This is a genomic window from Ammoniphilus soli, assembly GCF_040813775.1.
Genome location: NZ_JBEGDL010000005.1, coordinates 1 through 11,492, shown reverse-complemented (window position 1 = coordinate 11,492; position 11,492 = coordinate 1). Strand labels below are relative to the sequence as shown.

General features: G+C 43.6%; 11 protein-coding genes. 2 read left to right on the top strand and 9 right to left on the bottom strand.

What is annotated here, in order from left to right; all coding sequences use genetic code 11:
* Positions 1–50: 50 nt before the first annotated feature.
* Positions 51–308 carry an HPr family phosphocarrier protein gene (locus ABLT31_RS12045; protein WP_367751772.1) on the bottom strand — a complete coding sequence of 86 codons (258 nt, stop codon included), beginning with the start codon at positions 306–308 and terminating at the stop codon, positions 51–53.
* 30 nt (positions 309–338) lie between these two features.
* Positions 339–1,646: an ATP-binding protein gene (locus ABLT31_RS12040; protein WP_367751771.1), complete on the bottom strand. Its 1,308-nt coding sequence runs from the start codon at positions 1,644–1,646 to the stop codon at positions 339–341.
* A 242-nt stretch (positions 1,647–1,888) separates the two neighbouring features.
* Between ABLT31_RS12040 and ABLT31_RS12035 the strand changes: the two genes are divergently transcribed.
* On the top strand, positions 1,889–3,112 hold the full coding sequence (locus ABLT31_RS12035; RefSeq protein ID WP_367751770.1) for an NAD(P)-dependent malic enzyme: 1,224 nt from the start codon (positions 1,889–1,891) through the stop codon (positions 3,110–3,112).
* A 48-nt stretch (positions 3,113–3,160) separates the two neighbouring features.
* Here the strand turns inward: ABLT31_RS12035 and ABLT31_RS12030 are convergent, their stop codons facing one another.
* Together ABLT31_RS12030 and aroD are read right to left on the bottom strand one after the other, a co-directional pair.
* The gene (locus ABLT31_RS12030; RefSeq protein ID WP_367751769.1) at positions 3,161–3,961 is read right to left on the bottom strand and encodes an IclR family transcriptional regulator; all 801 of its coding nucleotides are present in this window, start codon (positions 3,959–3,961) and stop codon (positions 3,161–3,163) included.
* Between the two features lie 21 nt (positions 3,962–3,982).
* Entirely contained in the window at positions 3,983–4,756 is a 774-nt protein-coding gene (gene aroD, locus ABLT31_RS12025) for a type I 3-dehydroquinate dehydratase (RefSeq protein WP_367751768.1), read from the bottom strand.
* Between the two features lie 240 nt (positions 4,757–4,996).
* Here aroD and ABLT31_RS12020 point away from each other — a divergent pair, with 240 nt between their 5' ends.
* Complete coding sequence (locus ABLT31_RS12020; protein WP_367752356.1) at positions 4,997–5,599, top strand: DedA family protein; 603 nt, start codon at positions 4,997–4,999, stop codon at positions 5,597–5,599.
* A gap of 390 nt (positions 5,600–5,989) precedes the next feature.
* On the opposite strand, the gene ABLT31_RS12015 is transcribed toward ABLT31_RS12020, so the two are convergent.
* From ABLT31_RS12015 to ABLT31_RS11995, 5 genes are all read right to left on the bottom strand, one after another.
* Complete coding sequence (locus ABLT31_RS12015; RefSeq protein ID WP_367751767.1) at positions 5,990–7,000, bottom strand: LacI family DNA-binding transcriptional regulator; 1,011 nt, start codon at positions 6,998–7,000, stop codon at positions 5,990–5,992.
* 177 nt (positions 7,001–7,177) lie between these two features.
* Complete coding sequence (locus ABLT31_RS12010) at positions 7,178–8,455, bottom strand: TRAP transporter large permease (protein WP_367751766.1); 1,278 nt, start codon at positions 8,453–8,455, stop codon at positions 7,178–7,180.
* Positions 8,455–9,000 carry a TRAP transporter small permease gene (locus ABLT31_RS12005; protein ID WP_367751765.1) on the bottom strand — a complete coding sequence of 182 codons (546 nt, stop codon included), beginning with the start codon at positions 8,998–9,000 and terminating at the stop codon, positions 8,455–8,457. The genes ABLT31_RS12010 and ABLT31_RS12005 overlap by 1 nt, the downstream gene beginning before the upstream one ends.
* A gap of 94 nt (positions 9,001–9,094) precedes the next feature.
* The gene (locus tag ABLT31_RS12000; RefSeq protein WP_367751764.1) at positions 9,095–10,126 is read right to left on the bottom strand and encodes a DctP family TRAP transporter solute-binding subunit; all 1,032 of its coding nucleotides are present in this window, start codon (positions 10,124–10,126) and stop codon (positions 9,095–9,097) included.
* Positions 10,127–10,299: 173 nt separating this feature from the next.
* Positions 10,300–11,492, bottom strand: a 1,193-nt coding sequence (locus ABLT31_RS11995; protein WP_367751763.1) for an aldehyde dehydrogenase family protein, incomplete at its 5' end; no start/stop codon positions are given.

Here is an 11,492-nt window from a genome sequence, read left to right as displayed (position 1 = left end):
TGGTTATTTATAAACGTTCTTTTCTTTTTTTCAATATCGCAAAGGCCGGTTTATTCCGCCCCTACCAAAATATCTTCCAGCGCCTTAATGGCCTCTCGCTCATCAGCCCCATCTGCCGCTAAGGTTATTTTTTCGCCTCTGAAAACGGCCATGGACATAATCCCCAAGATACTTTTTGCATCCGCTTTTTGATCTTTATGCATGATTTGGATCTGGCTAGCAAACGAACCCGCCGTTCTCACAAATAGCGTGGCCGGTCTTGCATTCAGCCCTTGTCTTAATTTAACTTCGATCTCCTTTTGAATCATGATGCGAATCCTCCTCAAAAATATTTTATTTTAATCTCTAACGATGACTGGACGCTCTCCCATTTGAAATACTTTTTTGGAGCGATGATATAAATGCTCAGGAAGTGAAATCGAGAACGTAGTCCCTCGTCCTTCTTCACTTGTGACGCCTATTTTCCCATGAAAGGATTCAACGATCCGATAACTGACCATTAAGCCCAGTCCTGTTCCCTTGTCCTTTAAAGTATAGAAAGGGGTTCCCAGGCGTTTCATTTCCTGATCCGACATGCCGACACCCTGGTCCTTTATATGGATATGCACTTCGCTTTCATTTGAAAAACAGCTGATTTCAAGCCTTCCCCCATCAGGCATGGCTTCTATGCCGTTTTTGATAATATTAATGAGGCACTGCTTCAATTTCTGTGCATTTCCTAAAATCCATAATGGTTTTCTATTGGAAACAACTTGAATTTCGACATTTTGCATTAAGGCATAGGAATGTAAAAGGGCTGTGATCTTGCTGATTTCATCGTTAATTTCTATAGGCCTCATATCATCTGCTTGCGGTTTGGCAAAGGTAAGATAATCCGTAATGATGTCGTTGGCCCGGTCTATCTCATCCATGCATATCTCGATATAGCTTTTATATTTGTCTGGAATCGACGACTCATTCAATAGCTGAAGATATCCCCGATTAACCTGCATGGGATTTCTGATTTCATGAGCAAAAGAACTGGTGAGTTCTCCTAAAACCCTTAATTTCTCCATGTTTTGAACCTCAACATGCAACCTATGATTTTCCTTGATGTTTTCAATCATAAAGATGGCAATCCAAGAGGTTAGTACAATAACAAAAGAAATAAGCAGATGGGCAAAGCTGACATGATTGTTTATAAAATAAAGATGATCAGCCATAAATATGAGCGAGGTAAACAAAGCATTTCCTATGACGATTTGGGTGCGTTCTCTTCGATTACTGCGCAAAAATCGGTTGTAGAAAAAGCAGATAAATGGCAATATGATCAAGCCTTCAAAAAAAGTATAATATAGTCCGAAGCCTCCCAGATAATAGCGATATAGTAGGAGGACAATAAACAACATGATTCCGGCAGCATAGCCGCCTCCATAAAATACTCCGAACATCAAGACCACATATCTTAAGTCGTAGCGCAGGCCTTCTTCTGAAAATATCGGGAAGTACATACATAGCAGCATCGTTACCGCTATCATAAAGAAAATGACAATGGACTTTTCTGTTGTCTTCTGCCCATTGTATCTGCGAGCGAGAAACATGTGATAAAAAAACACCGGCAATAAGATGATCAGGATCTGTAGAAACAAGTCTTTAAAATAGTACATGAGGATTGAGTCCTTTGAGTATGTTAGTTCTTTTTGTTAGATCGATCTAATAATAAATAATTATTATACATCCAAGTTAATTTGACAAGAGGTCTATGAAACTTTTTTTAATTTAATAGACTTTTTATGGCAATTTTTTTAAAATCATAGACTTTTTATGGAAAATTTGATAATATTCAGCATATAGTTCCGGTATATGTAATTTGATTCCACTTTTTAAAACTTAGGAGTGAATACTAACCATGGCAGATCTTTACACCAAAGCATTAAATCTTCATCGAGAGTACAAAGGAAAATTAACGGTAGATTCAAAGATTCCAGTGGAAAGTGCTGCAGATCTCAGTCTTATCTATTCACCTGGAGTTGCCGAGCCGTGCAAAGAAATACATAAAGATGAAACGCTTGCTTACGAATATACGATTAAAGGAAACTTAGTGGCAGTCGTTACCGATGGTACAGCTGTACTGGGTTTAGGAGATATAGGCCCTCAAGCCGCTATGCCTGTCATGGAAGGAAAGGCCGCTTTATTTAAGACCTTTGCTGGAGTGGATGCTTTTCCGATTTGTTTGAACCTGACGGATACGGATCAATTAGTCAATACCATTAAGGCGCTCGAGCCGACCTTTGGAGGAATCAACTTAGAGGATATCGCTGCTCCCCGTTGCTTCGAAATTGAGGAAAGATTGCAAAAAGAATGCAAAATCCCTGTTTTCCATGATGATCAGCATGGAACCGCGATTGTAACCTTGGCCGGATTATTCAATGCCGTCAAGCTTGTAGAAAAAAATATGGCTGATTTGAAGATTGTCATCAATGGAGCTGGAGCTGCCGGGGTTGCCATCACCAAGCTTCTCCACACCATTGGCGTAAAAGATATCCTTCTTTGCGACACAAAAGGAATTATCTATAAGGGACGTCCTGATGGCATGAACGCTATCAAGAGCGAAATTGCCAACATCACCAACCATTCTGCACAGAGCGGCACCCTAGCAGATGCTCTTGTCGGAGCGGACGTGTTTATCGGGGTATCCGTTGCCGGAGCCGTCACAGCTGACATGGTTAGATCGATGAATCCTCGTTCCATTTTATTTGCTATGGCCAATCCGGTACCGGAAATTATGCCAGAAGAAGCGAAGGCTGCTGGAGCTGCCGTCGTAGGAACCGGACGTTCTGACTTCCCTAACCAGGTGAATAACGTGTTAGCATTCCCAGGAATTTTCCGTGGAGCCTTGGATGTTCGAGCCACCGAAATTAACATGGAGATGAAACTCGCTGCTATTCGGGCTATCGCTGAATTAGTAGAAAGCCATGAATTGACCGCTGACTACGTGATTCCACACGCGCTGGATCAACGCGTTGCCCCAAGAGTGGCAGCCTATGTGGCCCAAGCCGCGATCGACAGCGGTGTTGCTCAACTGAATGCAAGACCCTCAGAGTCCAACAAAGAACTTGTAGAAGTATTATAAAAAAAGCAGAGGATTCCACTAGACATGGTGGGATCCTCTGCTTTTTATCTAGATATTTGCTTTTTCTTCGATAAAACCGATCGAACGCGAAATTTGAAGGGCTTCCATTTTGGTGATCTGCTTTATCCTATCCACTTTCTCGTCAGTAAACCTCAGGCTTGGTCCAGAAATCGATATACACGAATGTACCTTGCCCTTCATGTCAAAGATGGGAGCCGCCACGGCTGACGATCCCAGTTCTCTTTCATCACGGCTGATTGCATACCCTACTTTTCGAATCAGCTCTAATTCATTGGCTAGCTTATTCCGTCTTTCCTCTGAGTCCAAATCATTGAGGACTTGGGTTTGGAAGGACTTGTCCTGAAACGCTAACAGCACTTTACCGCCTGCTCCAACCGCTAGAGGAAGCTTCTGGCCGATTTGAACCATATGCCGGATGGCCAGAGGTCCTTCCACTTGCTCCACGCATACACGGTTCATATCCTCTAATACATAGAGATTGACCGTTTCCTTTGCCTCATCCCTCACCCTTTTCATGAAGGGTCTGGCAATCTCCCGGAATTGCATAGATTGTCCCACAACATGTCCGAGATAGAACAGCTTTGAACCAAGTCTATATCTTAAGGTCTCGCTGTTTTTCACTACATACCCATTCTGCTCGAGGGTGAGCAGCAAGCGGGTCGTAGTAGATTTCGCCAATGATATCATATTTGCAATTTCTGTAAGTGATAATTCAGCTTGTTCGACGGAAAAGCATCCTAAAATGTCCAAGGCACGTTGCACGGTTCGCAACGATTCTGATTCCTTGGCATTTTTATTTTTTTTGCCCTCCGTTTCATGTAAAGCCATTGAAAGTTACCCCCTATTTATCTATACATATTTCTTTATCATAGATAATGCCGCTCTTAAGTCTTCTATTGGAATTTGCCCTGGTGCAGAGCTAGCTTCGCCGATAGCAAAGGTGATATCTGAACCAAAATAATACCCCAGCAAACGTGATATCGCTCCATACTCTCCCATGGAGATCGAAATCAAAGGAATTTTCAGCTCTTTTTGCGCTTCTTCGCTCGCGGCCAGCAATAAAAGCGCATCCATCTTCGATTTCGGCATCACCGCAACCTTGGCGATATCTGCTTGCATTTTTTCTGCTTCTAGTATTTTATCGACTATTGATGGAGACGGTGGCGTACAATCAAAGTTATGGTAGGATAATACCAAGGCAATCCCATGCTCCCTTGACACCTCGCGAACAAGCTGAATGTCTTGATGATCATTCACCAGCTCATAATCTACTAAGTCGATCGCTTTATTTCGGCAAAGTTCAGAAAGCAGATTGAGTTTTTCTTGTTCTGATAAGGGAATCGGCTGCCCGCCTTCCTTATGGGATCGTATCGTAAAGAGCAGGGGCGTTTCCCCTATTTGTTCTCTGATTTTGGCTGCTGTTTCTAGAACTTTATCTATATTATTTAAGGATTCAAAAAAATCAGCGCGCCATTCAATCAGATCCGGCTTCTTGGACACGATTTTCTTTAGCTCTTCCGCAATCGCATCCATGTTTCCTCCAATTAATGGCGTACAGATCAGCGGCTGCTTATTTCCGATCTCTTTTCCTCTAATGTTTATTGTATTTTTTAATTGAGCCATCTTTTCTACCCTTCCTCCACTACTTTTATTATAAAGTATAATCTTAATTATCCCATAAAACAATGGATCTAAAAAAAACAGGGCCTATTACAACCTTGGCCCCATCGTCACATGTCGGTTTTTGCTCCTTCCTAAAAATAACCAATTGGTGTCCTTTAACCTCATGTCGCTGTTCTTTTACCGGGATCAAGATTGTACTATAATTATTGAGGAGTGAATATGCGTGTAAGAGGTGTAGATGTGGAACATTTTTTGATGGAATTAGTATATGTCCTAAAAGAGCTATCTTATTTTGGTGTGATCCTTGCCTTGACTTTCGAGTTCATTCCTGGGGAACTGGTTCTTCCGCTTGTGGGATATTGGGTATACCAAGGTGAAATGAATTTATGGTTGGCTATATTAGCTGGAAGCATCGGTGGTGTGACAGGCCCCCTCACTTTATATTCGCTAGGAAAATATGGCGGGCGGCCCATCATCCAAAAATACGGCAAGTACTTCTTCATTCGAGAAAAAGAGATTATTATGTCTGAACGCTTCTTCGAAAAATATGGGGCGGGGGTTGCTTTCTTTGGCAGGTTTATACCGGGTGTAAGAACGGCCATTTCTATACCTTGCGGTATAGCAAATATGAGTCCCGTGATTTTTTGCTGGTATACATTTTTGGCAATGCTTCCCATTTCCTCACTTTATATCTTTTTAGGTTATCAATTAGGCCCGAATTGGAAATCTGTAGAACCCTTGCTCAAACAATATCTTGTTCCGCTTGGTATAATTGTTGTAAGTGCAATTTTTCTATATATGTTACTGAATAAATTAAAGAAAAGCCCTGATCCAGAGTTATAAGTCCGAAATGAAGCTGTCCCAAAAGGTCGGTAAAAACCGACTTTGGCGACAGCCTTTCTTAATGTACTTAGGCCTCGGTAGTGTTCGATCCAGATAAGAGGAAAGGTAGGTTTGAAGTAAGTGGAGATTCGCCAATTAAACCTCCTTTTCGTTACTTTTTCTGGCAATTAGTTGGAATAACGCCCACTAATGTCAGTGGAACAACCAAAATAATGGGATTGAATTGAATTAGATGGAGCTTTACCCACTATTTTGACTATTTATTGTTTGATATTAATTTTAATTGACACTTCTCCACTTATTCAACCAGGGGAATGGAAAAATGGTCGTTTCACTCTGAGTGTACAAAAAGGGGTGACTCAAAAGTGCCTAGGCACCTATGAGTCACCCTCAGGACTCCCTTACCACCAATTCAGGGGTAAGTATGATATGCTTCGGATCATCCTCCAAGCCGCCGATTCGCTGATGCAGAAGTTCCGCAGCATAGGTGCCAATGGACTTAGGGAAGGCTTCGATCGTCGTCAAACCAGGCGTAACCATGGAGGCCTCTTGGATATTATCGAAACCGACTAAAGCAAAGTCTTCGCCTGGATTGAGACCCATTTCCTTCAAACCGGACATGACGCCCAATGCCACCACATCGTTATAGCATAGGGCAGCGGTCGGCGGATTCGGCAAGGCCAATAATTTCTTGATCGCTTCCATGCCTCCTCGTCTGGACACTGGCGTGTCCAGTAGAAGTGACTCCTCTGCTTTAATGTCTGCCTTTTGCAGCGCCTCCTCATAGCCCTGCTGTCTGTCCCTGCGAACGGAGGAATCCGGAAAACCTCCAACAAAAGCAATTCTTTGATGACCCCTCTGAAGTAAGTGCTCCACGGCAAGATGGCCACCGAGCACATTATCGATACCGACATAATCAAATTTTTCAGGTAAGGAGGTTTCTCTCGTAACGATGACTACAGAGATCCCCCATTGTTCCAGCCGCTCTATCGCTTCATGGGAAGTCCCCGGCGCCGGGCTGATAATGACTCCCCCTGCGCGGTATTCTAGCATCGTAGAAAGCAAGTCATGCTGTTTATCTAAGGAATCGAACGATGTCCCGAGAATGACGGTATATCCCTCTTTATCTAGAGCCTGATGGACTCCCACCAGCATTTCGGAGAAAAAGGGGTTTCCAATCTCGGATATGATTAAGCCAACGGTTGAAGAGTTCTGGGAGCGTAGATTGGCCGCTATGCGATCATAAACATACCCCAGCTCTTTCATAGACTTCAGCACTTTTTCCCTTGTCTCTTTTGATATGCTCTCACTTCCGCGAACAATGAGTGAGGCAGTCGCCCGCGATACACCAGCATGTTCGGCAACCTGCTGTAAGGTCACACGCGATCGTTTTTTTATCATTAAAATCACCTATATCTATATATTTCCTTCTTTGATCATCTGTAAGCGATTTAATCCACCAAATTATATGCCTGTTTCGAAAACGTTGTCAACGACTATGAGGAAAATTAATTATGTGAGAAAAAGACCGATTTCTTATCTTGCGATAAAATAACCGGTCTAACTTCATTAGTTTAATTACGTAAACCATTCTAGAGGAATTAGAACCAATCCCGGGAAAAATACAAGCAAGATCAGCACGATCACTTCAACTAATAAGAAAGGCCATATCCCTCTTAAAATATTTTCTAAACTGATGCCTCCTACCCCACTAGCCACATTCAACACTGTCCCGACAGGAGGGGTTAACAAGCCTATACAACAAGCGAAAATGAACACAATCCCAAAATGTACAGGGTCAATTCCGGCAGCCTTAACCAGCGGCATGAGAATGGGTGTCAAAATTAGTACGACTGGCGTCAAGTCCATGGAAGTCCCGATCAATAACACTAAGCCAACAATCGCAATTAAAAGAATCAATGGATTGGCGACAAGCGGTTCGAGTGTTTCTGTTAAAATCATAGGAATATTTGCAATGGTAATCATCCACGCGGATACCATCGCAGCGGCCACCAGGAACATCACGACACTGGTCGTCTTCGCCGATTCAACAAGCACCTTGTACAACTCTTCCAATTTGAGCTCGCGATATATGACTAGACCAACAAACAAGGCATAGAAAGCAGCAACCACGCCAGCCTCTGTAGGGGTAAAAATCCCTCCGCGAAGTCCTCCGACGATAATTACAGGCAGCATAAGCGCCCAGAATGCATCACGAGTGGCTTGGAACATTTCTTTCACAGACTTTCGAGGCTGGGTTTCAAAATTCCCTTTGCGAACCACTAGCCACCATGTCACAACCAATCCCACACCAATTAATATCCCTGGAATAATTCCAGCCATAAACAGCTTGGTAATCGATACACCACTGGTAACTCCAAACAGGATCAACGGGATACTTGGAGGAATAATAGGAGCAATAATCCCCCCAGCAGCGATTAAACCGGTAGAACGGTTCCGGTCATATCCCGCTTTGACCATCATAGGGATGAGAATGGCACCCAGCGCAGCCGTATCGGCAACAGCAGACCCCGAAAGACCGGCAAAAAGTATACTGGCAAAAATGGCTACGTAACCAAGGCCTCCGCGAATATGCCCAAAGATGGACATCGCAAAGCTCACAATGCGCTTGGAAATCCCTCCGGCATTCATCAATTCTCCTGCAAGAATGAAGAACGGCACGGCCAGCATCGCAAAGCTGTCTGCCCCTTTAATCAAATTCTGGGCAATGATTTGCATGTCGAACATATCCAAATAGGCCATGATCCCAATCCCGCTTACCAATAAGGCAAAAGCGATCGGTACACCAAGCGCCATGATCCCAAACAAAGAAACGAGAAAAATCGTTAATGCCATTACTTTTCACCTCCCGCCGCGTTCACATGGTACGACATATCCTCTGGGTCTCTTTTTTCAGCTGTTTTTTCATTCAAGCTCTTTTTTGGAAAAAGAATCCGAAAAATATTAATCAATACAAGAGCTCCCATTCCAATACTTGCGACAATACCGACACCGTATACGTAAGATAGCGGCAAACCGGTAGCAGGAGCTACACTGCTGACGCTCATCAAGGTCATTTTCCAAGTTCCCTCAAGAAGCAGCCATAGTACGACTAACATGATTAATTGCCCTAGAATGAGGACAACTACTTTTATATTTTTAGGAAGTTTGTTGACAAACATATCTACATTTAAGTGCTTATTCTCTTTCAGGGCAGCTATAGCACCAAGAAACGTCATCCATACAAAAAGAAAACGCGAAACCTCTTCCGACCAGGTAATCCCTGAACTAAAAGCATAACGCAAAATTACATTCCCGAAAACAAGAATAGCCATAACCGCTAAACAGGAGGCCATCAGTATATTGTTAAGACTGGAGAACCATTTCTTCCCTTTTTCCACCTTCAAACGCCTCCCTTCATCTGATCAAAACTGGTATCTTTATATCTGAAAAAACTTAAGGAGGACTGGTCCTCCTTAAGATCCTAGCTTAACTCTATTTATTGGCATCAATTAATTTATTTACCAAATCTTCACCAAGCTCAGCAGAGTATTTCTTATATACTGGCTGTACCGCTTCTACCAGCTTTTTCTTTTCCTCATCAGATAGTTCCGTAACCGTCATGCCTTCTTTCTTCAAGAAGTCAATGGCTTCTGTGCTTTCTTTTTGATTAAGCTCACGCTGGAACGCTTGCGCTTCTTTTGCCGCCTTCGTTACGATTGCTTTTTCTTCTTCAGTCAGCGAATCCCAAAAAGATTTGCTAAGTAAGAAAACGCTAGCATTGTAGATATGTCCGGTTTTTGTTAAGTAATCCTGAACTTCATAAAATTTGGAAGTAGTCACGTTACCTGCAGGATTCTCCTGTCCATCCACTACCTTTTGCTCAAGAGCCGTAAACAATTCAGTGAAAGCCATTGGAGTCGGAGTAGCGCCTAATTCTTTCCACATATCGATATGGAGCGGATTTTCCAGCGTACGGATCTTCAACCCTTTGATATCTTCCACCGTCTTTACTTCTCTTACATTGTTCGTAAGGTGTCTAAATCCGTTCTCCCAGTAATTCAAACCGACAACACCAGTTGCAGGGAGATCATTAAGCAGTTCCTGACCGATTTCTCCGTCCAAAACATTGTAAGCGGTTGCCTCGTCCTTAAATAAAAACGGTAAATCTAATACACTGAAACTTGGGGCAAAGGACGAGATCGGGCCGGATGACATGGTACTTCCTTGGATCGAGCCCATTTTCATGGCTTCATATACAGCAACATCGCCGCCCAACTGCCCATCTGGGAAGACCTGAACTTTAATCAATCCGCCGGATTCTTTCTCTACGATTTCACCAAATTTGTAAAGTCCCTGAGTCAGAGAACGATCTTTGCTCGTTACAACAGCTAGCTTCATCACTTTTTCTTCGCCCTTTGGAGCGGCTTGATTCGCTTCTCCCGCTTGTGGTTCTGTCGTTTGGGAGGAGCATCCAACCAACGCAACCATACTAGTAATAATAGAAGCTAAAATAAATTTTTTCATATATACACCCCATCATTTTTATTTATAGTAAGTCATTCACTCCAAAGGTTTAGATGACGGTAATCCTAATATACCATGGAGAACATTTTCATTCGGCACACCAATTTATGGAACCTCTATCTAGATAATTCATAGGGGGGAAAGCCCCCCCGCCATGAACTATTTTCTACGATTTATTGTTCCAATTCAGGTTGGAAAAACTCTCCGAACAACTCGGCATCAGAAGGTCTGTCTTCTGGAATCGGACGAGATACCCAAGTTGTATTCATATAATGCTTCAGGTGTACGTTTTCGGACGTAATATTACCACCCCACGTTCCGCAACCCATGCTGGAGGTCATCGGCATCCCATTGTTGAACGCACCTGCGTTAGCCTTGGACTGAGGCTGACGCACCATAATGCGGCTCACTGGGGCAGCCAGTCCTAAACGGTGAATGTGCTCGTCGTTGAAGGAATAGATCCCTACGGAGTGCCCCTTACCGCCCACTTCATAAATCGCACGCATCATGTCCAGGGCGTTTTCGAATTCACCTTCATATTTATAAACAGCTAACAACGTAGTTAACTTCTCACCAGAGAATGGATGCTGCTTTCCGATTTGGTCCCCGCGAACGATGATGAACTTGCGATCCCCAGGAATCGTAAAGCCAGCTGCTTCTGCCAATTTTTGCGGAGCAATCGCGACGGTTGTAGGAAGACGATGTCCTTCCGCATCCCACATCACGGCACGGAGTTTCGCTTTTTCTTCTTCGTTCGCGAGATAGCCGCCTTCTTTTACTAATTGCTCGAGCATCGGCTCAAACACGCTCTCGTGAATGATCAGGTTCCCGTCGGCGGAACAACCGGAACCGAAGTCAGAAGTCTTACTCAACATCGTGTTGCGTGCGGCTTCCGCTACATCGGTGGTTTCATCGAAAATCATGGTCGCATTTCCCGCACCAACGCCATACGCTGGCGTTCCGGAGCTATAGGCACTCTTCACCATATCCTTACCGCCGGTTGCCAAGGCAAGGTCGGCTCTCGCCATCAATTCTTTGGTCATCGGAATGCTGACATTCGTAATACATTGCAGGATATCCGCTGGCGCTCCTTCTCTTTCCAACGCTTCTCTCATTAAGCGAACCGTTTCAAAGGTCGTCTTCTTGGAACGAGGGTGTGGAGAAAAGATCACCACATCGCGAGCTTTAATCGCATAGATCGCTGTTCCAGCAGGAGTCAAATCAGGGTTAGTCGTTGGAACGATCGATCCAATAATCCCAGCCGGTTTCGCGTACTTCACAATCCCCTTTTCCGGAATTTCTTCAATGATTCCTACGCTCTTTTGACGCAAGGCATCGCGAAGAACCCCACGGATTTTGAAGCGCT